At 39.1% G+C, this 25,837-nt stretch carries 18 protein-coding genes; 6 read left to right on the forward strand and 12 right to left on the reverse strand.

Annotation, left to right across the window (positions count from 1 at the left end; all coding sequences use genetic code 11):
- Window positions 1–161 precede the first annotated feature (161 nt).
- A complete protein-coding gene (clpA, locus tag HJP15_RS12570) occupies window positions 162–2,426 on the reverse strand; it encodes an ATP-dependent Clp protease ATP-binding subunit ClpA (protein WP_054204683.1) in 2,265 nt (754 codons plus the stop codon).
- Between the two features lie 68 nt (window positions 2,427–2,494).
- Window positions 2,495–2,803 (reverse strand): ATP-dependent Clp protease adapter ClpS, encoded by a 309-nt coding sequence (clpS, locus tag HJP15_RS12575; RefSeq protein ID WP_170173927.1) that lies wholly within the window; start codon window positions 2,801–2,803, stop codon window positions 2,495–2,497.
- Window positions 2,804–3,011: 208 nt separating this feature from the next.
- On the opposite strand from clpS, the gene cspD reads away from it, so the two are divergent.
- Both cspD and HJP15_RS12585 read left to right on the forward strand, forming a co-directional pair.
- Window positions 3,012–3,227 carry a cold shock domain-containing protein CspD gene (cspD, locus tag HJP15_RS12580; protein ID WP_054204685.1) on the forward strand — a complete coding sequence of 72 codons (216 nt, stop codon included), beginning with the start codon at window positions 3,012–3,014 and terminating at the stop codon, window positions 3,225–3,227.
- A gap of 479 nt (window positions 3,228–3,706) precedes the next feature.
- Window positions 3,707–5,929 carry an NADP-dependent isocitrate dehydrogenase gene (locus tag HJP15_RS12585; protein WP_054204686.1) on the forward strand — a complete coding sequence of 741 codons (2,223 nt, stop codon included), beginning with the start codon at window positions 3,707–3,709 and terminating at the stop codon, window positions 5,927–5,929.
- Window positions 5,930–6,328: 399 nt separating this feature from the next.
- On the opposite strand, the gene HJP15_RS12590 is transcribed toward HJP15_RS12585, so the two are convergent.
- The 4 genes from HJP15_RS12590 to HJP15_RS12605 form a co-directional block, all read right to left on the reverse strand.
- Window positions 6,329–7,942 (reverse strand): ABC-F family ATPase, encoded by a 1,614-nt coding sequence (locus HJP15_RS12590; RefSeq protein ID WP_170173928.1) that lies wholly within the window; start codon window positions 7,940–7,942, stop codon window positions 6,329–6,331.
- A 229-nt stretch (window positions 7,943–8,171) separates the two neighbouring features.
- Window positions 8,172–8,735 (reverse strand): DUF922 domain-containing Zn-dependent protease, encoded by a 564-nt coding sequence (locus HJP15_RS12595; RefSeq protein WP_170173929.1) that lies wholly within the window; start codon window positions 8,733–8,735, stop codon window positions 8,172–8,174.
- 99 nt (window positions 8,736–8,834) lie between these two features.
- Window positions 8,835–9,188, reverse strand: coding sequence for a 2OG-Fe(II) oxygenase (locus tag HJP15_RS12600; RefSeq protein WP_170173930.1), 354 nt, complete (start codon window positions 9,186–9,188; stop codon window positions 8,835–8,837).
- A gap of 312 nt (window positions 9,189–9,500) precedes the next feature.
- Window positions 9,501–9,923 carry an MAPEG family protein gene (locus tag HJP15_RS12605; RefSeq protein WP_169327386.1) on the reverse strand — a complete coding sequence of 141 codons (423 nt, stop codon included), beginning with the start codon at window positions 9,921–9,923 and terminating at the stop codon, window positions 9,501–9,503.
- A gap of 1,079 nt (window positions 9,924–11,002) precedes the next feature.
- On the opposite strand from HJP15_RS12605, the gene HJP15_RS12610 reads away from it, so the two are divergent.
- Entirely contained in the window at window positions 11,003–12,052 is a 1,050-nt protein-coding gene (locus HJP15_RS12610) for a DUF21 domain-containing protein (protein ID WP_169327387.1), read from the forward strand.
- Between the two features lie 71 nt (window positions 12,053–12,123).
- Here the strand turns inward: HJP15_RS12610 and nhaD are convergent, their stop codons facing one another.
- From nhaD to HJP15_RS12625, 3 genes are all read right to left on the reverse strand, one after another.
- Window positions 12,124–13,530 (reverse strand): sodium:proton antiporter NhaD, encoded by a 1,407-nt coding sequence (gene nhaD / locus HJP15_RS12615; protein WP_249118495.1) that lies wholly within the window; start codon window positions 13,528–13,530, stop codon window positions 12,124–12,126.
- 682 nt (window positions 13,531–14,212) lie between these two features.
- Window positions 14,213–14,893: an HvfX family Cu-binding RiPP maturation protein gene (locus HJP15_RS12620; protein ID WP_054204694.1), complete on the reverse strand. Its 681-nt coding sequence runs from the start codon at window positions 14,891–14,893 to the stop codon at window positions 14,213–14,215.
- Between the two features lie 291 nt (window positions 14,894–15,184).
- Window positions 15,185–17,146, reverse strand: coding sequence for an oxidoreductase (locus tag HJP15_RS12625; protein WP_054204695.1), 1,962 nt, complete (start codon window positions 17,144–17,146; stop codon window positions 15,185–15,187).
- A 218-nt stretch (window positions 17,147–17,364) separates the two neighbouring features.
- Here HJP15_RS12625 and sppA point away from each other — a divergent pair, with 218 nt between their 5' ends.
- The gene (gene sppA, locus HJP15_RS12630) at window positions 17,365–19,230 is read left to right on the forward strand and encodes a signal peptide peptidase SppA (protein ID WP_054204696.1); all 1,866 of its coding nucleotides are present in this window, start codon (window positions 17,365–17,367) and stop codon (window positions 19,228–19,230) included.
- A gap of 305 nt (window positions 19,231–19,535) precedes the next feature.
- Window positions 19,536–20,546, forward strand: coding sequence for an asparaginase (gene ansA / locus HJP15_RS12635; protein ID WP_054204697.1), 1,011 nt, complete (start codon window positions 19,536–19,538; stop codon window positions 20,544–20,546).
- Between the two features lie 64 nt (window positions 20,547–20,610).
- Here ansA and gnd read toward each other — a convergent pair whose 3' ends face one another.
- Complete coding sequence (gene gnd / locus HJP15_RS12640) at window positions 20,611–21,984, reverse strand: NADP-dependent phosphogluconate dehydrogenase (RefSeq protein WP_054204698.1); 1,374 nt, start codon at window positions 21,982–21,984, stop codon at window positions 20,611–20,613.
- Between the two features lie 392 nt (window positions 21,985–22,376).
- On the opposite strand from gnd, the gene pyk reads away from it, so the two are divergent.
- Window positions 22,377–23,813: a pyruvate kinase gene (gene pyk, locus HJP15_RS12645; RefSeq protein ID WP_054204699.1), complete on the forward strand. Its 1,437-nt coding sequence runs from the start codon at window positions 22,377–22,379 to the stop codon at window positions 23,811–23,813.
- Between the two features lie 116 nt (window positions 23,814–23,929).
- Here the strand turns inward: pyk and HJP15_RS12650 are convergent, their stop codons facing one another.
- Window positions 23,930–24,754 (reverse strand): LytR/AlgR family response regulator transcription factor, encoded by an 825-nt coding sequence (locus tag HJP15_RS12650; protein WP_054204700.1) that lies wholly within the window; start codon window positions 24,752–24,754, stop codon window positions 23,930–23,932.
- Entirely contained in the window at window positions 24,741–25,823 is a 1,083-nt protein-coding gene (locus HJP15_RS12655; protein ID WP_054204701.1) for a sensor histidine kinase, read from the reverse strand. The genes HJP15_RS12650 and HJP15_RS12655 overlap by 14 nt, the downstream gene beginning before the upstream one ends.
- Between the last annotated feature and the right edge of the window lie 14 nt (window positions 25,824–25,837).

Here is a 25,837-nt window from a genome sequence, read left to right on the forward strand (position 1 = left end):
CAAGTTTTTAGCTAAGTTGTCTAAGTAACTTAGTTACTTACTACATTAGCTTGAAGCGTTTATTAAATGTAATTGAATGCAAGTTGCTGACCATTACATTTAATAAACAAAAAGCCCAGCATTTGCTGGGCTTTTTGTTATCTGCGTTATCACAAACGCTTTTATGCAGGGGTTAAATTCGTTTCATAATCAAAACGAAGTTTTTTATCTTTAAGCGATACTTTCACTGTTCCACCATCAATAAGTGCACCAAATAAAATTTCATTGGCTAGTGGCTTTTTAAGCTGCTCTTGGATCACCCGTCCCATTGGGCGTGCACCCATTGCTTTGTCATAACCTTTATCTGCAAGCCATTCACGCGCTTTAGAAGTAAGCTCAAGGTTAACTGATTTTTTATCCAGTTGTGCTTGAAGCTCAACAATAAATTTATCAACAACCAGTAAGGTTACATCACGGTCTAAATGATTAAACCAAATAATGTTATCTAAACGGTTTCTAAACTCCGGTGAAAATACTTTATTAATTTCGCTCATCGCGTCATGCGAATGATCTTGATCAGTAAAACCAATTGATTTACGCACTGTTTCTTGTACGCCCGCATTAGTGGTCATAACAACAACAACGTTTCTAAAGTCAGCCTTACGTCCATTGTTGTCAGTTAAAGTGCCATGATCCATTACTTGCAACAGAATGTTGTAAATATCAGAATGCGCTTTTTCAATTTCATCAAGCAATACAACTGAGTGTGGATTTTTGATAACAGCTTCGGTTAGTAAGCCACCTTGTTCAAAACCAACATACCCTGGCGGTGCTCCGATCAAACGACTCACGGCATGGCGCTCAACATACTCTGACATATCAAATCGAATAAACTCAACACCCATGCACTTTGCAAGTTGCTTAGTCACTTCTGTTTTACCAACACCCGTCGGGCCTGCAAACAAGAATGAGCCTACCGGTTTATCTTCGCTTGATAAGCCAGAACGAGATAACCGAATTGCCGACGTTAATGCATCAATTGATTGATCTTGTCCAAACACTAACATCTTCAGGTTACGGTCAAGATTTTTTAACGTCTCTTTGTCACTTGATGACACACTTTGTTGTGGAATACGCGCCATTTTGGCAACAATCAATTCTATATCGGCAACACCAATGGTCTTCTTACGTTTAGAGATTGGCTGTAAACGCTGACTCGCGCCCGCTTCATCAATAACATCAATCGCTTTATCTGGTAAATGACGCTCATTAATATATTTAGCACTAAGCTCAGCTGCTGCCTTTAACGCTTTTTGCGTATAGCGAATACCATGGTGCTCTTCATAACGCTCTTTTAGACCATTTAGAATTTTAGTCGTGTCTGCCACGCTTGGTTCAAGTACATCAATTTTTTGGAAACGACGCACTAAAGCACGATCTTTTTCAAAGATATTTTTATACTCGTTATATGTAGTCGACCCCATACAACGTAACTTGCCACTCGAAAGCAGCGGTTTAAGTAGGTTAGATGCGTCCATAACGCCACCAGAGGCTGCGCCGGCACCAATGATGGTATGAATCTCATCTATAAATAAAATCGCGCCAGGCTTTGCTTGAAGCTCTTTTAGTAATGCTTTGAAGCGTTTTTCAAAATCGCCTCGATATTTAGTCCCTGCAAGTAAAGCGCCCATATCTAATGAATATACAACGGCATCTGCAATGACCTCCGGCACTTGTTCATTAACAATCCGATAAGCTAAACCTTCAGCAATGGCTGTTTTACCAACGCCTGCTTCACCTACGAGTAGCGGATTGTTCTTTTTACGACGACATAAAACTTGAACCGTACGTTCAACCTCACTATCGCGCCCTACGAGCGGATCAATATTCCCTTCACGGGCTTGCACATTTAAATTAGTCGTAAAATTATCTAATTTACTTGGTTCTTCACCTTGTGCACCTTGCACTTCTTCATGAATATCGTCTGACTCTTCACCACCTATTTCATCATCTGATTTAGCTATACCATGTGAAATAAAGTTAACAATATCTAACCGTGAAATATCGCTTTTCTTCAGTAAATAAACCGCTTGGCTTTCTTGCTCAGAAAAAATAGCAACTAATACATTTACGCCTGTTACTTCATTTTTTCCTGATGATTGCACATGAAACACAGCTCGTTGTAAAACACGCTGAAAGCCAAGTGTTGGCTGAGTCTCACGCTCATCTTCCAGATCTGGAATAACGGGTGTTGTTTCATCAATAAATTCTGATAACTCTGTTTTTAGTGCAGCCATATCCACTGCGCATGCGATTAATGCCTCGCCTGCAGAGGGATTATCGATCAGCGCAAGCAATAAATGCTCCACTGTCATGAATTCATGGCGGCGTGTACGCGCTTCACGAAACGCCGCGTTTAAAGTTAGTTCTAAGTCTTTGTTTAGCATTGGCAACCCCTTACTGAGATAAATAAATATACCGTTGTGATGGGTATTCTGATCACCCTACCTTGGTATTATTCCTGCTCACAACTACATAGCAGTGGATGCTCGTTATCACGTGCGTAACGATTAACTTGGTCAACTTTGGAATACGCTACATCGGCTGTATAAACACCGCAAATAGCGCGACCATTCTGATGAACCTGAAGCATCACATCTGTTGCTCTATCGCTATCCATATTAAAAAACGTCGTAAGTACTTCTATTACAAAGTCCATTGGCGTGTAATCATCATTATTTAAAATGACTTTATACTTTCGCGGTGGTTGCAATTTTTGCTTTTCACTATCGCGAACAGTATCTAAAACATCCGAATCTTTCATGCCACTCATAATTAAATATAGTCTTGTCTTTGGAACTCAAGCAAACTTGAATTAAAAATAAATTAAATGTTAAAAAATAGTTTAAAACACTTGACTGATCGGCGAAATAAACTACAGTCAATTGTAGATTGATTAAACCTTAGTCAGTCTATCAAACTATACGGTTTAGAATAACTAAATTAGTCAACTTATAGAAGGATGTAGAAGTATGGCTTGTGGTAAAGTCAAATGGTTCAACAACGCCAAAGGTTTTGGTTTCATCGTGGAAGACGGCTGCGAGAATGACATATTCGCCCATTACTCAACGATTGTAATGGACGGTTATAAAACGCTTAAAGCTGGTCAAGATGTAACATTCGAATTGCAGCAAGGCCCAAAAGGCATGCATGCAACTAATATCGCTCCTAACGAAGAGTTAGTGTAGCTGTATAAATATTCGACTAAAGCGAGCGTTCTGTAAAGATCCTCGCTTAATTCTCCCTACAATTTTCTTCATCAAACGTGTTTTAATGTAAAAATAACCCGATATAGTTAGAAATTAAACGTTCTTAATGAACAAAAACTGCCCTTCCTCTTGAAATTCTTTTTTAATAACCCCATGTCCTATTTGTTATTAGCCCTTTTGTGCCAAGCTTGTTACACTCTTTGTGCTTAAAAACGGCCTTACATAGCTCTTTAAGTGGCAATACCTATGCTAATGGATCATTTAATTGGCTACAAAATTACAGTAAATTTAATACAGTTCGTCAGGTGTGGTTATTTATCACGTCCATTGCATAGTGCAAAGGACTTACAGTATTAACACCTAACAGACTGACTATTGCTCAATCGTGCTTGCATGATAGCGATGGTATTCTTTGCATTGTTGAATATGGCTTTTATGCCTACTATCTAGGAATGATGATGACATCAAAAATTATCTACACTAAAACAGACGAAGCTCCGGCGCTAGCAACTTACTCGCTGCTGCCGATCATCCAAGCTTATACTAATGCCGCTGGCGTTGAAGTTGAAACACGTGACATCTCTTTAGCTGGTCGTGTTATTGCTAACTTCCCTGAGTATTTAACGCAAGAACAACGCATTGGCGATGCACTTGCTGAATTAGGTGAGCTTGCTAAAACACCTGAAGCTAACATCATCAAACTGCCTAATATCAGTGCTTCTGTTCCACAATTACGTTCTGTTATCAAAGAACTACAAGAAAAAGGTTATGCACTTCCAGATTACCCTGCTGAGCCTAAAACAGACGAAGAAAAAGCAATTCAAGCTACATACGACAAAATCAAAGGTAGCGCAGTAAACCCTGTATTACGTGAAGGTAACTCTGACCGTCGTGCGCCTGGTTCTGTAAAAGAATATGCACGTAATAATCCTCATTCAATGGGCGCATGGAGCAAAGATTCAGCTTCTTATGTAGCTAGTATGAGTGAAGGCGACTTTTTTGGTTCTGAGCAATCAGTAACTGTTGATGCTGCAACAGATGTACGTATTGAACATGTTGCTGCAAATGGTGATGTATCTGTACTTAAGGCAAGCACACCGCTACTAGCTGGCGAAGTAATTGACGCATCTTCAATTAGTGTTGCTAAATTACAAGCATTCTTAGCTGCAGAAATTGAAGTAGCGAAAGAAAAAGGCATCTTGTTTTCATTACATATGAAAGCAACCATGATGAAAGTGTCTGATCCAATCATCTTTGGCCACGCAGTAAAAGTATTCTATAAAGATGTTTTTGCAAAGCACGGTGCTTTATTTGCTGAGCTAGGTGTTGATGTAAACAATGGCCTGGGTGATGTTTACGCTAAAATTCAAACTTTAGATGATGCAAAACGCACTGAAATCGAAGCTGATATTGACGCTGTTTATGCAACTCGCCCTGCAATTGCAATGGTTGATTCTGATCGTGGCATCACTAACCTTCACGTACCAAGTGATGTGATCATCGATGCATCTATGCCTGCAGCTATCCGTTCAAGCGGCCAAATGTGGAATAACGAAGGTAAATTACAAGATACTAGCTTTGTAATTCCTGATCGTTGTTATTCAAGTGTATATCAAGCAACGATTGATTTTTGTAAAGAGCATGGCGCATTTGATCCTACCACTATGGGTAGCGTACCAAACGTAGGCCTAATGGCCCAAAAAGCGGAAGAGTATGGTTCACACGACAAAACGTTTGAAGCACCTGCAAACGGTGTCATTCGTGTTGTAGATACAAATGGCACAACTTTACTTGAGCACAGTGTTGAGCAAGGCGATATCTGGCGCATGTGTCAGGTTAAAGATGCACCAATCCAAGATTGGGTTAAGTTAGCGGTTAATCGCGCACGTGCTACGGGTAACCCTGCAATTTTCTGGCTTGATGAAAACCGTGCACACGATGCGCAAATCATCAAAAAAGTAAATGCATATTTACCAAACCATGATACTTCTGGCCTTGATATCCAAATTTTAGCGCCACTTGAAGCTACGTTATTCTCTCTTGCACGTATTAAAGACGGCCTAGACACTATTTCAGTAACGGGTAACGTGCTACGCGATTACCTTACTGATTTATTCCCAATTCTAGAGCTTGGTACAAGCGCTAAAATGCTGTCAATCGTGCCTCTTATGAATGGCGGCGGTTTATTTGAAACTGGCGCGGGTGGTTCTGCACCTAAGCACGTACAACAGTTCGAAAAAGAAAACCACTTACGTTGGGATTCTTTGGGTGAATTTTTAGCACTTGCCGCATCACTTGAGCACCTGAGCACTACAACGGGTAACAACAAAGCACAAGTACTTGCTGATACGCTTGATAAAGCAACAGGAACTTTCCTTGCTGAAAATAAATCGCCTTCGCGTAAAGTGAAAGAAATTGATAACCGTGGTTCTCATTTCTTCTTATCTTTATTCTGGGCGCAAGAGCTTGCTAAGCAAGACGACGACAGTGAACTTAAAGCACAGTTTACTCAAATCGCCAGCGATTTAGAAAGCAATAAAGAGCAAATCATTAATGAACTTAATGACGCACAAGGTCCGGCAGTAAACATCGGTGGTTATTTCCAACCAAATGATGCTGCAGCATTCGAAGCAATGCGTCCAAGCACTACATTTAACGATATATTAGCTAAATTAATATAAGTATCGGTTAAAATTAAAAAAGGCGTTCACTGTTAAAGTGAGCGCCTTTTTTGTGCCTAATACAAAGATCCATCTTTTTCAATACCGACTCAAATTATTCCAATTTTCTTAATTATGAGATCTATTTTGTGGCAAAAAAACCTTGTCGATAACAAGGCAAAAATATCGTCATTTAGTTGTTCTAAATAAGAAATTTTTAACGCCGTTAGCGTCAGGTTTGATACCTCAAAATGACTTAGTATTATTGCGGATTGAAATTAACTTCAGTAAAGTTTAGCACCAAACTCACCAATGAGTTCATGCAACGTAAGAGACCCTAGACATAGAAGCACCAGTCAGTATTAATTAATAGCTGACTGGCACTGAATTTGAATTCAAGATTGGTTTCCTAGCAAAATATCACTTTACAGCTTGGATATTCGCTTGTTCTTGCTGACTTGCCATGAATTCATTAAATGTACCGTGGAAATTCACAACTTCTTTATCACGAATATCGATAATACGAGTCGCCAATGACGATACAAACTCACGGTCATGGCTTACAAAAATCAATGTGCCTTCGAAGCCTTTTAATGCATTGTTTAGCGCTTCAATAGCTTCCATATCCATGTGATTGGTTGGCTCATCCATTATCAACACATTTACGTCTTGCATCATTAGCTTGCCAAATAATAGGCGGTTTTTCTCACCACCCGAACAGTTTTTAGCTTTCTTGTTAGAGTCATCAGCAGTAAACAACAACCGTCCTAACATGCCACGTACCATTAAATCATTATGTTTGGCCGTGCGCCATTGTGACATCCAATCAAATAAAGTTAAGTCATTATCAAAGTCTTTACTGCTATCTTGAGGGCAATAGCCTACAGATGCGTTTTCTGACCATTTAACCACGCCATGATTCGCTTCAAGCTCCCCCACTAAACAGCGAATGAAGGTTGATTTACCAACACCGTTTTCGCCGATGATGGCTAGTTTAGAACCAGCTTCTAAAATTAGCTCACCATTTTCAAACAGTACTTCGCCATCAAAACCATGACCAAAATCTTCTAAAATCAATGCTTGGCGGTGCATCTTTTTACCTTCATCAAAATACAGTGAAGGTGCCATGCGGCTAGATGATTTCACTTCATCTAAGCTAATTTTATCCATACGCTTTGCACGTGAACTCGCTTGTTTAGCTTTTGATGCGTTGGCACCAAAACGATTTACGAAATCTTGTAGCTCTTCAATCTCAGATTGCTTTTTGGCATTACCAGCGAGTAACTGATCACGAATAAGTGTTGATGCTTCAATGAATTTCTCATAGTTACCAGGGTAAATACGCAGTTCACCGTAATCAATATCGGCCATATGAGTACATACTGCATTTAAAAAATAACGGTCATGAGAAATAATAATCATGGTACATTTACGTTGGTTAAGTTCATGCTCTAACCAGCTGATTGTGTGGATGTCCAAGTTATTGGTTGGCTCATCCAGTAATAATATATCTGGATTTGCAAATAAAGCCTGCGCTAATAACACACGTAATTTCCAGCCAGGGGCGACTTGTGACATTAGACCAAAATGAAACTCTTCTTCTATACCTGCTTTTAATAAAATGTCACCTGCACGACTTTCCGCGCTGTAACCATCCATCTCTGCAAAAATACTTTCAAGTTCAGCGACTTTCATACCATCGGCTTCACTCATTTCAGGCAATGAATAAATACGGTCACGTTCTTGTTTAATTTCCCACAATGCAACGTCACCCATGATCACGGTATCAACCACTGAGTATTGCTCAAAAGCAAACTGATCTTGGCTCAAGTTACCTACTTTCAGACCTGGTCCAATTGACACATTACCTGATGTTGGAGCTAATGAACCATTTAGAATTTTCATAAAGGTCGACTTACCGCACCCATTTGCGCCAATTAGGCCATAACGATTGCCGTTACTAAATTTAGCAGAGATGTTTTCAAATAATGGTTCAGCACCAAACTGCATGGTGATATTAGCGGTAGAGATCAAGATGAATTTCCTAAGCACGTACTGTCGAGCACGCTATTTTTTATTTCAAAAAAAGCAGCCCTGACAATAGTCGGTGCGATTATACGGTATAAAGAGGACGCGAATTATACAGACGGCTAGCCCCACCTGTCGAGCACTGTCTGGGTTTGTATGCATTTTATTACGTTACTTTACGCTTATCTCGTAATTTACAGGGAAAGTACTCGTGGGTTTGCCCATAAAACCTCGTTTATAAATGTGAATGAAGCCACGCACCTTGGGTTTCACCGTGGTTTGTTTTTACATCATACGCAGCACTTGCTTTATTCAATTGTTCCACAATCTTATACGCTACAGTATTAGCATCATCAGATAAGGTCTTACAATCACGCTGAGGGCGCATGCTTTTTAGCGCATCCTCTATTTTTGAAGCAAAAGTAATAGCTAACTCACCGTGACCTTGTTCATGCAGAAGTAGCTTTGAATACCACGGTGCCCATACTGTGTTTACTTGCTGGCTATCAGAATCGAGTTCTGGCATTGTGTATTTAAGTTGTAATATTGTTTTTACACGCACTAACCGGCATCGCTTCGCTGTTTTTTCCCAATTAAAGCGCCACCGTATGTCAAAACGTGTATAACCATGAAAAACCTTCCCGTTTTCTCTTATTGGCGATGCATGATTAACCGACTCAAGCAGTTTTTCTTTACTTGAGACTTTGACTTTATAGTAAGTCGTATCTTGTTCTATTATCGGTTCTGCTATTACTATAGGTGTAAATAAAAAGATTAAACTCAATATTATCAATCTCATACTACTATTTCCTTGTTAAATTTTTTAGCAAAAGAGATTGCTCAGGTTTTAATCTATCGGCATAGTTAAATTCTTTGCGGTTCAAGTAACTTAAAATTATCAACGGGTTTTCACCCAGCCTATGCTTAACAAGTACCTGTTCCCTTTTACTATTTTAGATACTTGATGCTCCGATACATCAGGTCGAAAAAACTTGATTCGTTTAGTTTCAAATAGTGGGTTTTTACAAATAAAGTTTCCGCCTTGCTCTGCATTTTTCAAAATAATATTTAATCTATAGTGCCTACCACATTTAACTTTATCCGTATGAGGGGCTATCTCACTACCTTGTGGAAATTTAAGTAAGTAGGTATCAAACTTAATTGGCCACAACGCACCACATAGTAACATTTTGTCATAACCTGATTGCTGTCTACCGCGCTCCCATCTAAATAACCTGTTTAAAATAGACATATTCAACCCCCTTTATTATTTATTGCTGGGAAATTTCATAATACCAATTGTAGAACTAGTAATTTATCATAACGATAAGAAAATGATTACGTTTTAACTAAAGTGGGTATAACACTGCTTGCAGGCTTTAGTCATTGAATAATATAACTTGCCAGTTCTTGTGGTGATGCTGACAATAAAAACTCGCTATTGATAAACTCTTGGCCCTGCGTCTTGTAAAAAATAATTAATTCTGTGTTTCCCATGAATGAACCAAAAAGTAAAAGAAGCCAAACGGGCTCCTTTTAATCAAACTATGCTTTCACTTAAGCTTTAATATGCAACTAAACGTAAGCCCAACATAACCAACATAACAAGATTGGCTCCCACTGCGGCTAAGAAGAAGTAACTACGTGGGCTGGGATTCTTTTCTGTTGCAATGCTATAGTAAAATACCATATGTAAAATACGGGCTACAACGTACACCCAAATACACATTGCAAAGATGGCACTGTGATACCCAATAATAAAAGAAAAAAGCACCGTCCCTAAAAATAAAGGGCTATTTTCAAGCGTGTTATGAAATGTACGATGCGCTCTAAAAATAAAGCTTTCGTGGCTTAGGGTATCATCAATTTTCCCTGGTATCGCATTTGGCTTGCTTGCTTTACTAAACGTTGCAATAGCCCATTGGATAAACAACATAATCAAATAGAGATAAAGCGCATAATAAGCCGATAAGGTAAGTTCAGTCATCAATATTCCTTTTTAGTATTTGTATTTTAGTAAAGCAAAACACAAGCCAATTATAATTACATGATTTTAAATGCATTATATTTTTACGGCGCAATTTTTTGTAAATCTGAGTTGATACTTTATAAAAGCTACATGGTTAACCTTAAATACATACCCAAGCCACCTCAAGATGCAGTTTCAGTTGGAATTAAAAGCGATTTAGACAAGGCATTGATTGCAAATAATGGTTGTTCCCTTATTAAAATCATTCCCTTATTAAAGTAACGCAGTATAAATCGCTTTTAAACCAACCCATTGGGCGTTTCACAGGCGCTTACTCTCATCGTTGTTACTTCTTAAAAGGGACTGCCATTATTGCAAAGTAACGCCTTGATATTAAACACCTGTGAAACGCTGAAGTCTGCATCTTGAGGTGGTTTGGGTATATAGCCTATACTTTTGAAAATTTAGTAATTATTTTATATTTTAAATCATTACGTTAGTCAGTTTTTTAAGCCGTGTTTAAGCTAATTATTTATATTTCACATTTATACTTTCTGTAATAGCATCAGCAAAAACTATAACTGGCCCCTTTATCAATCATGCTAGGGCGTGTTGACCTTTCGTGATTGATTTTGCAGCAGTCTATTTGGTATTTAGGCAAGGCAGCGCCTATGTCGTGTGGTTGCTCCCCATAAATAGGCGATAACGCAGTATAAATGCCAAATATGCGCTGCCCAAAGGGTTTTTCCTAGGGGCGATTAACTCTTTGTTGCATACACGGACGTAGATAAGGGCCGTGAGCAGGACGCGGAAGCTTTGCTCGATTTTTACTTATTCTCACATGGATGTGAGCCAGTAGAATAACGCAGGAGCAGTTATCGAGCCCGCTAGGCTACAAACCTCGCGCTGCAATTAAATCGCCCCTAGATTGAGCAAATTTCAATCCACAAAGGTCAACACGCCCTACCTAGTATCCATAAAATTTTAATAAACAGCCTAAACCTCACCGTTAGTTATAAAAATGCCTGATAATGTGATGGTTTGTGTTACTTTTATTGTTTGTGGTACATGCCACTAACACATTAGGAACTCATTTTATGGATCTTTTTCTTTGGCTTGGTATCGTTTTTTGCATTTCGCAATCAGCCATATTTTCAGGTCTAAATTTAGCTTTTTTCTCTTTGAGTCGTTTACAACTCGAAGTAGAGTCAACAAAAGGTAATAAAGATGCGAAAAAAATACTCGCATTGAGAGGTGACTCAAACTTCCTTTTAACCACTATTTTATGGGGTAATGTGGGTATCAATGTTTTATTGACCCTATTATCTGATTCTGCTTTAGCAGGTATCAGCGCCTTTTTATTCTCCACAATTGCAATCACCATTATTGGTGAAATTATTCCCCAAGCTTATTTTTCAAGAAACGCACTAAAAATGGGAAGTTTATTGTCCCCGGTAATCCGCTTTTATCAAATATTGTTTTATCCCGTTGCAAAGCCAACGGCTATTATATTAGATCTATGGCTAGGTAAAGAAGGCATTACCTACCTCGCTGAAAGCGAACTAAGCAGTATTATCAGAAAACACATTGAAGCCGAAGGTACCGATATTAATCATGTCGAAGGGATTGGCGCACTTAACTTCTTTAAACTAGATACCATAACCGTTGCTGATGAAGGCGAGTTAATTGATCCTGATTCAATTATCGCGCTAAAAACAAAAATGGATTTACCGATTATTCCTGATATCACAAATTCAGCAGAAGATCCCTTTTTAAAAAGTATTAATAAATCGGGTCATCGTTGGGTGGTAATCACCAATTTAGATGATGAACCTTTGCTGGTCGTGGATGCTGATGGTTTATTAAGAGCTGCCTTGTTTGAGTTTGATAGCTTTGACGCGTATCGTTTTTGTCACCGCCCTATTATTATTACTGATGATAAAACCAGTTTAAGTGACGCTGTGATAAAAATGAAAATGAGTCAATCGGTGGATAAAGCATTCGATGGTGCTATTGATCAAGATGTGTTGCTTGTTTGGGGAACTACAAACCGTATCATAACTGGCGCTGATATTTACGGCCGACTACTAAAGGGCATGCAGCCTCCTGAACTATTGTTACCCGCACAAAAACCAAACGTACAATAAACATAAATAAGCGAGCAGACGACTTATAGGCACTGGTTTTAATCAGTGCCTATAAGTGGTTTAACTACCACTTAAAAAAGTGATGCATTCAACCAAAGATGTACCATGATACTTGCGCCATAACCTAAAGCGATAACAGGTGTCCACTTTAAGTGTCCAAAAAATGTATAGTAACCGCGCGCTTGCCCCATTAAAGCAACCCCCGCCGCAGAGCCTATCGATAATAAGCTACCGCCTACACCTGCTGTAAGAGTGATCAAAAGCCACTGCCCGTGGGACATGTCAGGCTCCATAGATAGTACCGCAAACATCACAGGTATATTATCAATGACTGCCGAGATCACACCAAGAAACACATTAGCTGTTGTTGTAGACCAGTTACCATAGAGCATTTCAGACATTAGATTTAAGTAGCCTAAAAAGCCTAAACCACCTACACACATTACTATTCCGTAAAAGAACAATAAAGTATCCCACTCGGCACGTGACACTTTACTAAACACATCAAATGGTACAACACTACCAAGTTTGGCTAACCTGTCTTTATCACCTAGCTGCTCCGCATGCGCTTTTTTGCGAGCAAGAGAACCAGGTAATGTCATTCTTAAAAAGTAACCAAAAAACTGTAAATATCCTAATCCCATCATCATGCCAAGCACTGGAGGCAAATGTAAAAAACTATGACACGCAACGGCTGTAGCTATTGTTAATAAGAATAAAACCAAAATTCTAACTGCACCACGTTTAAGCTCAACTTCTTCGTACTTTGCGGTGGGTTGTTTATCAGCAACATAAAAGCTCATTATTGCCGCAGGGACAAGGTAGTTCACTAACGAGGGTAAAAATAAGACTAAAAATTCATTAAAATGGACTAACCCAGCCTGCCAGACCATTAACGTGGTTATATCGCCAAACGGGCTAAATGCCCCACCCGCATTGGCTGCAATCACAATATTTATACAGCTGAGGTTAATAAATGGTTTATCACCTTCAGCCACTTTCATTACTACCGCGCACATTAGTAACGCCGTTGTCAGGTTATCTGCAATCGGTGATATAAAGAACGCTAGAAATCCGGTGATCCAAAATAAATTTTTATAATTAAATCCTTTGCGTATCATCCAAGAGCGTAAAGCGTCGAACACACCTCGTTCTTCCAATGCGTTGATATACGTCATCGCCACCAGTAAAAATAGCATTAGCTCAGCAAACTCAAGTAAGTTGTGTCTAAATGCGACTTCCGTAATACCAGGGATATCATGGTTTACATAGTATGCGCCAATCAATATCCAGATTAATCCCGCTGCAACGAGTACTGGTTTAGATTTTCTTAAATGTAGTTTTTCTTCGAGCATAACCACTGCATAAGCAATACAAAATATAATAATGCAAAGTAACCCAATATTAGATGTTGTTAGGTCTAATTGTCCGTCTGCCGCCCACGCAGGTGAGCAAAATAACAATAAAACCACACTCAAAAGGTTAAATCCTCGTAACAAAGTATTCACGTAACACGTCCTGTTTTAATTTCAAAAACTGTTTTTTTAATACGCATTGATCAATTCATATATTTTTATTTATCATTCTTATGATTGATCAATTGTTATAAAAAAGTTGAAATAAGGTATCACAATAAAATGGCGTGGCAATTATACTCAAGTCTAAATTTGCATTAATAACAGCGATATTACTGAGCGCAACGGTGGGTAGAACAAGTGGGGATAAACATTAAATTAAACATTAATGATAGCTCTCTAATGCATAAAAATTTCCTCTCGCGCTATTTTATAGACTCACTAATAAATCAATAATTATGAGGCTCTGCAAACTTAGAAGAGTATTCTACGTATAATATATACCCGAGGTGAGTGTCGTTAGAATTAAAGCTATTTAGACAAGGCATTGATTGCAGAGGATGGTTATTCCTTTATTAAAATCAATAACGCAGTATAAATTTTTTTAAACCAAGCTCTTGGGCGTTTCACAGGGACTTACTCTCTGCGTTGTTACTTCTTAAAATGGACAGCCATTTTTTCAAAGTAACATTTTGATATTAAGCCCTTGTAAAACGCTGAATTCTGCACCTTGAGCTGGTTTGGATATACAACGCGCAACCTATTCAATTCTAGTTATACCCAGCCACGACTATGCTAATCTAGTTTATTCAATTCTTTTTCGTAACCAATAATCAAGGCTTACAAAACGCCCACCACCCGTAAAAAATAAGCTTAATAGCATGGCAAAATAGATCGCAGAAAATTCGATGCCATTATTTAAAATTGATGGTTTGCCTTTTTCATATAAATAATCAGGAAAGCCATGCTCTTCGACTAATCCACGAATTTTTTCAATACGATCTTTCACTTCAAGAGAGTTATCTAAGCTTTCTTTAGCACCGGGAATAGCTAACCAATCAAGCACTTGTGCCGCACTTGTCTCCGGGTTTGTTGGCGCAATAGCAAACCAGCCGTTATGCCAATGCACACTCGTTGCTGCAACAACCATGGTAAACATCAGTGGAATAGCAACTAAACGTGTTAATAAACCAACTAACAAAAGCCATCCCCCCAAGAACTCACTCCAACCGGCTAAAAATGCGAGCAAATCTGGAAATGGCAAGCCTAAACCCCAGTCAGGATTACCAAACCATGCGACGACATCGGGTGAAGCTAAAAATAATTCAAAAAAACCTGACGTATCACCACTAATTGCAAGTTTGTTATACCCAGCAATGATCATCACAGGCGCAAGAATAAGCCTAAAAAGTAATGCAGGAGCGCCATCTAAAACGGCAAGTTTAGTAAAGATAGAGTGGTATAAAGATATGATTTTATTTTTCATTTCAGTCCTTCTCAAAACGTTTAAGTTAGTTATAGTCTATAAATCACTTAGACCGCCATGAGCAGTTGCTTATTTCAACCAACAACCAGAAAAAATATAAATTAACATTCAAGTGCAATAAGGTGTGCGTATGTGGGGTTTAATTCTACAACAATGCGAATATTTAAGCTTTAAATGAGCTAATAATCACATATAAATACTGAACGTTTCTAAGTGCCAATCTTTAGGGGCGATTAAATCGCCCCTAAGAGTAAAACTTTAACCTTGAAAGATTAACGGCTTATAATTGAGTTATATTTCTCGTGCTACTTGTAATGCCTCATAAATAGCTCGTTTTGCGTCAATTGCAGATGCTAATTTTGCTCCGCCGATAACATGTACCTTTGGGTTATCAAGTAATTGAGACATTAATTCATTATTAGAAACTTGCCCGATACACGCAATAACGGTATCGACAGGTAACACTTGATCTTGCCCTGCCACTGTAATTTTAAGACCTCGATCATCAAAATGATGATATTGGCAATCAGCAATTTGTTTTACACCATGCTGCTTTGCAACTTGTCGGTGTATCCAACCTGTTGTTTTACCAAGATCGCTACCAAAGCGCCCTGCACTTCGTTTTAACATAAATAATTGTCGGTTATCTTTATGAGGATTTGGCTCACATTCAATACCCCACTGTGATTTAAAATCAGCAATGCTTTGATCTTTATGTTCACTTAAAAACGCAACCATATCAAAACCTATCCCACCTGCGCCTAAAATCGCAATAGAGTTACCGAGCTCAACTTCACCACGAATAACTTCATCGTATGAAAATACACGTTTATTGTCTGCACAGGTAAAATTTGCCTCACGAGGGCGAACGCCAGTTGCAAATACAACCTCATCATATTGCTCAAGCATATCATCAGCAAAAGCTGTATTTAACGTTATTGTGACTTTTAGGCGCTCAAGTTCATTGATGAAATAACGTAGAGTATGATTAAAATCCTCTTTACCTGGAATTCGCATGGCTAAATTAAATTGCCCGCCCATATCTGTCTTTTTATCAATCAGCGTAACCGTATGGCCTTTTTGTGCTAAATAGCAACTTGCCGATAAACCAGCGGGCCCTGCGCCAACAACTAAAACATTTTTTGATTTTGATGTGGCTTCTAATGGGTAATCAAGTTCAAATCCCGCTTGCGGATTCACCAAGCATGTCGCTCGTTTACCCTTAAATACGTGGTCTAAACAGCCTTGGTTACAGCCAATGCAAATATTAATGTGTTTACTTTGCTGTGCTTGGTATTTATTAAAAAATTCAGGATCAGCCAGTAATGGCCGCGCCATCGAAATTAAGTCAGCATCACCTGCGTTTAATATTTCATTCGCAATATCCGGTGTGTTTATACGATTAACAGCAATCACTGGAACACTGACAACTTCTTTTAATCGTTTTGACGCTTCTTTAAAAGCACCTGGCGGCACCATACTCGCAATTGTTGGCACTCGCGCTTCATGCCAGCCAATACCTGTATTAAATATATCGACCCCAGCCTGCTCTAATGCTTTGGCTTGAGTCGTCACTTCATCAGGTGTTGACCCATTAGGGATCAAATCCATCACTGATAAACGAAAAATGATTAAAAATTCTTTATTTACTTTTGCCCGTACTGCTTTGACTATCTCTAATGCTAAGCGCATACGATTTTCTAAATTGCCACCGTATTCATCTGTGCGTTTATTGGTATGCGGAGCCATAAATTCATTGATCAAATAGCCTTCAGACCCCATCACTTCAACGCCATCGTAGCCAGCCTTTTGTGCTAAATAGGCAGAATGGGCAAAGTCTTTTATGGTTTTTTTAATCGAACTGAGCGACATTGCTTTTGGCTGATACGGATTAATAGGTGCTTTAATTGCGCTCGGTGCTTGATTAAATGGATGATATGCATAACGACCAGCATGTAATAATTGTAAGCAAATCTTACCGCCATGCTGATGTACAACATCGGTGTATGCGCGGTGCTTAAACACATCATAGTAGCTGTTAAAAGATGACGATATAGGCGTTAATTTACCACGTAAATTAGGGCTGTACCCACCTGTGATCAACATTGCCGTGCCACCTTTGGCACGCGCTTCATAAAACGCACTTAGGCGTTTTCGGTTATGCCACCCCTCTTCAAGGCCCGTATGCATTGAGCCCATTACCAAGCGGTTACGTAATTGTGTGTGTTTTAATTGTAATTGTTGTTCTAACATCCTCTGCCCCAATCAACTGGTCTAACCTCTATACATTAGCGAATTTTGCTTGATTGGCAAGTAATAAGCAACAAAAGTGATAAATTATGTAACATTTTCGCATAAACAAGGTTAAAAAATCATTCGTAAATACTTAGTTACGATTTAACAGTTAAATAAATTTTTATTCTGGGCTAATATGGAGTCAGATATAAGCTGTACCAAATTAAGGATCTATTTTGATTGCAAAGATGTTTAAAGGACTGTGGGCAGGAATTAACTTTTCACGCCGCTTAGTTCTCAATTTTTTATTTGTGCTAATTGTTATTCTTTTCATTGTGTCAATTGCCAGTGATGGAGATGAAATTAAAGTAGCAGATACATCTGTACTTAGGCTCAACCTCAATGGTCCAATCGTAGAAGAAAAAATCTACGTGGATCCAATTGGAGCGGCTATCAATGACGCCACAATGAGTAAGGATGAGCCAGCTGAAATTTTACTTGATGACATAATAGAAGTAATTGATCAAGCAACTGAAGATAAACGTATTTCGGTTATTTTGTTAGATTTACAAAAAATGCCAAATGCGCATTTAAATAAATTAAAGCAAATAACCCAAGCGTTAGAGCGTTTCAAAGCTGCGGATAAAAAAGTCATTGCCACTGGTTATTATTATTCACAAGCGCAATACTATTTAGCTGCTCATGCTAATGAAGTATCGATGCACCCTTATGGCGGCGTCGAAATTCAAGGTTTTGGTATGTACCCGCTGTATTTTAAAGAGGCCTTGGAAAAACTCGGTATCACTCAGCATATATTCCGTGTTGGGACATTCAAATCAGCTGTTGAGCCGTTTATCCGTAATGATATGTCAGATGCAGCCAAAGAAGCCAACAGCGTGTGGTTAAGTGCATTGTGGAAAGAATACAAACAAGATGTGGCCGCTGCTCGTCCGTTTGATGAAACAAATTTTGATGAAACAATGGATGTGTTCCTTGCAAAAATGCAAGCTGTCAATGGTGATTCAGGTAAATATGCGCTTGAGCATCAATGGGTAGATTCATTAAAAACTAATCAGCAAGTTCGTCAAGAACTTATCGCGTTAGTCGGTACTGAAGAAACAGGCAAGACCTTTAATCAAGTATCATTTAAAGAATATTTATCATTAATTAAACCTCCCATTACATTTGATAACCCAATGACAGAGAAAGTAGCTGTTGTTATTGCACGCGGCACTATTTCTGATGGTGAACGTAAAGCCGGTGAAATTGGTGGTGATTCAACCGCAGCCTTACTTCGTAAAGCGCGTTTAGATGAAAAAGTGAAAGCGGTTGTGCTACGAATTGATTCAGGTGGCGGTAGTATGTTTGCCTCTGAAGTTATTCGTGCCGAAGTGCTCGCACTAAAAGCAGCAGGTAAGCCTGTGATCGCTTCAATGAGCTCAGTTGCAGCGTCTGGTGGTTATTGGATTGCTTCTGCGGCCAATGAAATTTGGGCTGCGCCTAGCACCATCACTGGTTCAATTGGTGTATTCGGTAACTTTATGACATTTGAAAATACCATGGCTAAATTAGGTGTTTACTCGGATGGTGTAGCTACAACGGAAATGGCTGGTTTATCAATCGCACGCCCACTTAATGCAAAAATGGCACAAGTAATTCAATTAAGTGTTGAAGATGCTTATCAACGCTTTTTAGAGGTGGTTGGTGAAGCGCGTAACATGACCCCAGAGCAAGTAGATAATATTGCTCAAGGCCGCGTTTGGATTGCAAGCCAGGCACAAGAACTTGGTTTAATCGATAAACTAGGTAATAAACAAGATGCAATTAAAGCGGCGGCAGAACTCGCTAAGCTTGACTTTTATGAAGTTAAAACTATTAAGCATAGTCTGTCTGCTGAAGAGCAACTAATGCAAGATATTTTTGGAAATGCATCTATCAAATCACTGATTGGCTCACAAAGTACATTGCAAAATGCCTTATCAAATAAAGCATCAATCACTGGTTTAGTTAAGCAATTAACTGCTGAAGTTGAAAGCTTACAGGATTATAACGATCCGCAAGGTATTTATGCTCGTTGTTTAGTGTGTAATATTTCACAATAATGCGAGTTTCAGTTGGAATTAAAAGCGATTTAGACAAGGCATTGATTGCAAAGAATGGTTATTCCCTTGTTAAAATCAATAACGCGGTATAAATCGCTTTTAAACCAACCCGTTGGGCGTTTCACAGGTACTTACTCTCATCGTTGTTACTTCTTAAAAGGGACTGCCATTCTTGCAAAGTAACGCCTTGATATTAAGCACCTGTGAAACGCTGAATTCTGCATCTTGAGGTAGTTTAGGTATATAAGCTGTAATCGCAGCCACTAACCGTTATACTAAGCCCAGTTTTTTTACTGGGCTTTTTTATGAAACGTAAACGTATTTATATCGCATACACTGGCGGTACGATTGGGATGAAAAAATCGAGCCGAGGCTATATTCCCGCTGAAGGTTTTTTAACGCAAACCGTAGAAAACAATGCTGAATTTAATCGTGATGAAATGCCCCTATTCGATATTCACGAGTATTGCCCACTAATCGACTCTTCAGATATGTCCCCTGCTCATTGGCAATTAATTGCTGACGATATTAAAAGCAAATACCAAGATTACGATGGCTTTGTGGTGCTTCATGGTACCGATACCATGGCGTATACTGCATCAGCATTGTCGTTTATGTTTGAGAACTTAACAAAACCTGTCATCGTTACTGGCTCACAGATTCCGCTCTCGCAACTGCGATCTGATGGCCAAGTAAATTTACTCAATGCCATGTATTTAGCGGCTAATTACCCTATCGCAGAAGTAAGTCTCTTTTTTAATAATCAACTATTTCGTGGTAATCGCGCCACTAAGGCACACGCTGACGGATTTGATGCGTTTGCATCCCCTAACCTTGATCCATTGGCATTATCCGGTATTAACATTCAATTACTAAAGGGACAGCTGAGCCCTTACGTTGAGAACGAACTTCAAATAACTAAAATAACACCACAGCCTATTGGGGTTTTATATTTATATCCTGGGATCAGCCACGCTGTTGTAAAAAGCTTAGTAAATGATAATATTAAAGCTTTAGTGTTATTAAGCTTTGGTGTTGGTAATGCGCCACAAGATCCAGATTTTCTAGAAATACTTTCCAGCGCCAGTAAACGAGGTATGGTTATCGTCAATCTTACTCAATGTTTAAAAGGCCATGTTAATATGGGTGGTTACGCAACAGGTAACGCATTACTCAATATTGGTGTGATCAGCGGTTACGATATGACATTAGAAGCATGCTTAACGAAACTACATTACCTACTTAGTCAAAAACTAGAAGTAGAAACTATTCGTCATTTAATGCAAGATAATTTACGTGGTGAATTAAGCCGGTAACAAATAGCTTTCTAAACGAAAAAGGCACGCTATTTAGCGCGCCTTTTTCGTACTTAAACAGCAATTAACGTACTTTCGCGTCAATCTCTACTAAATCAGTTAAATGGCACACTTCACCGCTGTGGGTTTTAATACCATGCTCACCAAAATAATCTCGTTGAGCTTGCACTAAGTGACCATTACTTGGTGTAGTAAGCGTCGCAAAATACGTTTGTGTAGAACTCAGTACCGGAAATGCTAATCCTGTCATCATTGCTTGTCCACAGATCTTACGCAGTGCTAACGACTCTTTTTCTAGTGTATCGATAAACTCAACACCTTCGGCAATATTATCTAAATAATCTGCACGAATGATACAACCAGCACGCCATGTTTGTAATGTTTTAGACAGGTCGACTTTCCACTGATGCGCACGCGATGCACCCTTGATAAGCGCAAGACCTTGACGATAAGCTAATAAACTAGCAAACAAAAAAGCATCTTTAAGTTCGTCTAAATCTAATTCAACATGTGTGGTTGATTTAGCAGCATAGGCCATTTCTTTTGCGGCGTGTGTATCACCTGTGTTTGTTAAATGACGTGCTTGAACTGCTGCAACCAACGAAGGAACCGCAATGCCTAGCTCTAACGCATTCTGTGCCGTCCACAAGCCTGTGCCTTTTGCGCCAACTTTATTATCAATTAAATCAACTAATGCTTCATCTGCATTTGTTTCAAGCGATAAAATATGGCTTGAGATAGATAATAAGTAACTATTAAGTGACCCTTCAGACCATTGATTAAAGATCTCAGCTACTTCGTGCGGACTGCGTTTAGTGCCTAAACGTAGTAATTGATACATTTCTGCAATTAACTGCATTAGTGCATATTCAATACCGTTATGCACCATTTTGACAAAATGGCCACTAGCAGATTGACCTACACGGGCAAAACACGACTCACCCTTGTAACTTGCTGCTACTTTTTCAAACCATGGCTCGACACGCTCCCAGCCACCTTCTGAACCACTTGCCATCATCGCAGGACCATGGCGAGCACCTTCTGCCCCGCCAGAAATTCCCATCGTTGCAAATTCAAATTTGTTTTGATATTTCAGCTTCCGAGTGATGCCGTCTTTATAATTACTATTACCGCAATCAACGATAATATCGTCACAATCAACGCCCGCTTCAACTAGTTCACTGCAAACTTTATCAACTAACTCACCCGCTGGCACTAATAACAAAATTGAGCGAGGTGGCGTTAACCGTTTAACCATATCACCTAAATCAGAGACAATGTGCAAACGATCTGCCATGCCTTGTAATTTAGCACAGCTTAGTAATTCTTCGCCCGCATCCGGGTTTTTATCATAAGCTACTAGTGTCATTCCTTGCTCAATCAAATTGAGAGCAAGATTTTTACCCATAACGCCTAACCCGACTAATGCAACTTGCATTTAGTGTCCTCCTCGGTAACAACTATTGGTTAGAAAATGAAAATAATACCGCGCGCATTATACCCAAGCAGCTTAAAATTGCGAACTTAGACATTAGATACAACGCCGAGCGCAAAACAAATGCGCACATTGCGGGGATTATATCAAACAACCGTGGTTGCAGGGTGATAATTTCACGGTTGGGATTTCATTATTCGTGCATTGACGGAACCTGACACCGGTGTCATAATGTCGTCATATTAATTTTGTATAAATAATGACAGCAAAAGAATAACTAATTACTATTCTTCCCTGTTATTCAAACTGTATATTTCATTGCGCTAAAGCCTATGAATATAAATAATGAAAATAACCGTCAACCTGCTTACATCGTAAGCTCACAGGAGAATTTGATGCTTAGACGCACAAAAATAGTCGCGACCCTTGGACCTGCAACCGATCGAGATAACAACTTAGAAAAAATAATTCGTGCCGGTGCAAACGTAGTGCGCTTAAACTTCTCACACGGTATTGCACAAGATCATAAAGATCGCGCTCAAGCTGTACGTGATATTGCAAAAAAATTGGGTAAGCACATTGCTATTTTAGCTGACTTACAAGGGCCTAAAATTCGTGTATCAACGTTTAAAGAAGGCAAAGTAAGTTTGACTGTTGGTGCTAAATTCATTCTTGATGCAAAAATGGAAAAAGGCCTAGGCGATATTAATGGCGTAGGTATTGATTATAAAGAATTACCACAAGATGTTGCCCCTGGTGATTTACTCCTTTTAAATGACGGTTTAATTCAATTAACAGTCGTAAGTGTTGAAGGCCATTTAGTACATACCACAGTTGCTGTCGGTGGTGTGTTATCAAATAATAAAGGTATCAACCGTTTAGGGGGTGGTTTAACAGCACCCGCTTTTACTGAAAAAGATAAAGAAGATTTATTAACAGCTGCTGAAATTAACGTTGATTACATCGCAGTATCATTCCCACGCAGTGGCGATGATATGCGTTATGTACGTTCACTTGCTGAAGCTGCGGGTTCTAATGCACAGCTTTTAGCAAAAATTGAACGTGCTGAAGCGGTTGAAACTGTTGAAGCTGTTGATGATATTATTCTCGCTTCAGACGCTGTGATGGTTGCCCGTGGTGACCTAGGTGTTGAAATTGGCGATGCTGCTTTAATGGGTAAGCAAAAACTAATTATCCGCCGCGCTCGCTCACTAAATCGTACTGTGATCACTGCAACGCAAATGATGGAATCGATGATCGATAACCCAATGCCAACTCGTGCAGAAGTGATGGATGTTGCTAATGCTGTACTTGATGGTACTGACGCAGTAATGCTGTCAGCTGAAACTGCTGCCGGCGATTACCCTGAAGAAACCGTAGCAACTATGGCACGTGTTTGTTTAGGTGCTGAATCACAAAAAGAAACACACGTTTCTAAACATCGTTTAGATAGCCGTTTCTCTTCAAACGCTGAGTCAATCGCTTTATCTGCAATGTACGCAGCAAACCATTTAGATTCAGTAAAAGCAATCGTTACATTAACTGAGTCAGGTAGCACAGCTAAACTAATGTCTCGTATTAGCTCTGGTTTACCTATTTTTTCATTATCTCGTCATGCAAGTACGCTAGGTCAGACAGCGCTTTACCGTGGTGTTTACCCGGTGTTCTTTGATTCGACTAAATGTGAAAAAGATAATATGGTAAAAGATGCACTTAGCACCTTAGTTGCCGCTGGTTCATTGCAATCAGGCGACACCGTTATCATCACTCATGGTGATACGATGGAGACTATTGGCGCAACCAATACGATGAAAATAGTTACTGTTGCTTAGTTAAATCTTAGTCCTACAAAAACGCGAGCTTTTGCTCGCGTTTTTACGTTAAGGCTCTTAGTTAAAACACAGCGTATAAAATACTCAACTTAATCCCCTAATTCTGGGTAATAAATTTAGCTAGCTAAAGCTGCCTTGACTTTATCGCGGTAGCTACGGCTTACTTTTAACTCTTGCCCATTATCAAGTACAAGTAAATACTCACCACTTACTTGCGTTACTAATTTATTAATTTGTTTTGTATTTACAATGGCACTACGATGAACGCGCACAAATAATTGTGGATCGAGTTCTTGTTCTAGTTCTTTCATCGTTTTACGTAGAATATGCGTTTGCCCATCTTGGCAATGCAAACACATATAATCGCCAGCTGCATCCACCCATTGAATTGTCGCCACAGGCACACGGATTATTTCCCCTTGCTCCTTCACGGCTAAAGACTCTGGATAGCGACGATCTGTTAACGTATCTCCCGTCGCCAACTTTTTCAAAATCTCTTCACAATTATTACCCGTAATTCCAGCAACAAAACTCGCCAATTTCTTTTTATGTGCGTTGTCTTGTTGCGTCTTCAAGTAAGTATGCACTTTTTCTACCGCCTGTTTTAGTCTGTTGTCATCGACTGGTTTAAGAATATAATCTAAAGCATGAATTTCAAATGCCTTGACTGCGAACTGATCAAATGCGGTTACAAATACAATAGCAGGTAACGCCCTTACGCTACTGCTTAATGTTCTAGCAACTTCAAAGCCATTCATACCTGGCATTTGGATATCTAAAAAAACTAAATCTATATTCCCTGCAAGACATGCATCAATTGCCTCTTGGCCCGAGCTACACAACTTTATCACTTCGATATCGTCAAAGTCTTCTAATCTCACCGCTAATCCTCTACGAGCTAACGGTTCATCATCTACAATCAGGGTTTTAATCTTGCTCATTTTTCACAGCCTTTTCAAACGGAACACGCAGATTTACTTTCAATCCACTTGGCGTATTATGTGATAATACAAACGAATAGTTATTTTCATACAAAGTCTTTAGGCGATCTTTGGTGTTTGCCACCCCTACCCCTTGTGCATTAACTAATTGACCATTAACTAGCTCAGTGCCAGGGCCATTATCACCTACTTCCAACAATAGTTCATTAGCAAATACCTGTGCTTTGATATCAATCACTCCACCTTGCGCTAAATGAGCTATCGCGTATTTAATCGCATTCTCTATTATAGGTTGTAATATCAAACTAGGGACTAATGCTTGCTTTGCTTCATCACTTACTTGCACATTGAGCTTTAAACGTTCATCAAAACGCACTCGTTCTATCTCAAGGTACAACATAAGTGCATGCAACTCTTGCTCTAATGGCACTTTCTTAATTGGATCAGTATTAAGTGTATAACGCAAAAAGTCACTTAACTTAGACACCATTAAATTGGCATCTTTATTCTCTTTTACCAATATTAAGGTTGAGATAGCATTCAAGGTATTAAATAAAAAGTGAGGGTTAAGCTGGTATCGCAGCATTTTTAATTGCGCTTCATGGGCCATCGTCGTAGCCTTTAATGCTTTTTGACGCTCACTTTGCAATAACTGATAATACTTTATACCAAAGTACAAACCACTCCAGCACAATACAATATAGACTGAGTCTAAGCCTTGCTGAAAATAATAAAACCATTCTGAAGGACGATAACCATGTCGATATATTTCCCACAGATTAAACTTTTGTACAACTGCCCATAAAGTGCCTGTTACGTAGGAAGCACTAAATACAACAAGCATGAGCACCCAAGGGGATGCATTCCATGCTTTGCGATACATATAACGCAGTGGCACAGTCATTAAGCAACCCGCATATGCATTGAGTACAATGACGAATACGTAGATGTCGCGCATTTCAAAGACTTTTGAGCCAATATAATTTACTAGTGCATAACCAATCCAGCCCGCGATCTGTAATACCCAGAAAAAACGTTGGCGGTTGTCGACTAATGATTGCCAATTCAAAATAGTTAATTACC

It is taken from the genome of Pseudoalteromonas sp. NEC-BIFX-2020_002 (genome assembly GCF_013002825.1).
In the GTDB taxonomy this organism is placed as follows: domain Bacteria; phylum Pseudomonadota; class Gammaproteobacteria; order Enterobacterales; family Alteromonadaceae; genus Pseudoalteromonas; species Pseudoalteromonas neustonica.

Excerpts from the sequence above, each read along its gene's own strand:
- clpA (WP_054204683.1), bottom strand. The coding sequence starts at position 2,426 with ATGCTAAACAAAGACTTAGAACTAACTTTAAACGCGGCGTTTCGTGAA.
- clpS (WP_170173927.1), bottom strand. The coding sequence starts at position 2,803 with ATGAAAGATTCGGATGTTTTAGATACTGTTCGCGATAGTGAAAAGCAA.
- cspD (WP_054204685.1), top strand. The coding sequence starts at position 3,012 with ATGGCTTGTGGTAAAGTCAAATGGTTCAACAACGCCAAAGGTTTTGGT.
- HJP15_RS12585 (WP_054204686.1), top strand. The coding sequence starts at position 3,707 with ATGACATCAAAAATTATCTACACTAAAACAGACGAAGCTCCGGCGCTA.
- HJP15_RS12595 (WP_170173929.1), bottom strand. The coding sequence starts at position 8,735 with ATGAGATTGATAATATTGAGTTTAATCTTTTTATTTACACCTATAGTA.
- HJP15_RS12600 (WP_170173930.1), bottom strand. The coding sequence starts at position 9,188 with ATGTCTATTTTAAACAGGTTATTTAGATGGGAGCGCGGTAGACAGCAA.
- HJP15_RS12605 (WP_169327386.1), bottom strand. The coding sequence starts at position 9,923 with ATGACTGAACTTACCTTATCGGCTTATTATGCGCTTTATCTCTATTTG.
- HJP15_RS12610 (WP_169327387.1), top strand. The coding sequence starts at position 11,003 with ATGGATCTTTTTCTTTGGCTTGGTATCGTTTTTTGCATTTCGCAATCA.
- HJP15_RS12620 (WP_054204694.1), bottom strand. The coding sequence starts at position 14,893 with ATGAAAAATAAAATCATATCTTTATACCACTCTATCTTTACTAAACTT.
- HJP15_RS12625 (WP_054204695.1), bottom strand. The coding sequence starts at position 17,146 with ATGTTAGAACAACAATTACAATTAAAACACACACAATTACGTAACCGC.
- ansA (WP_054204697.1), top strand. The coding sequence starts at position 19,536 with ATGAAACGTAAACGTATTTATATCGCATACACTGGCGGTACGATTGGG.
- gnd (WP_054204698.1), bottom strand. The coding sequence starts at position 21,984 with ATGCAAGTTGCATTAGTCGGGTTAGGCGTTATGGGTAAAAATCTTGCT.
- pyk (WP_054204699.1), top strand. The coding sequence starts at position 22,377 with ATGCTTAGACGCACAAAAATAGTCGCGACCCTTGGACCTGCAACCGAT.
- HJP15_RS12650 (WP_054204700.1), bottom strand. The coding sequence starts at position 24,754 with ATGAGCAAGATTAAAACCCTGATTGTAGATGATGAACCGTTAGCTCGT.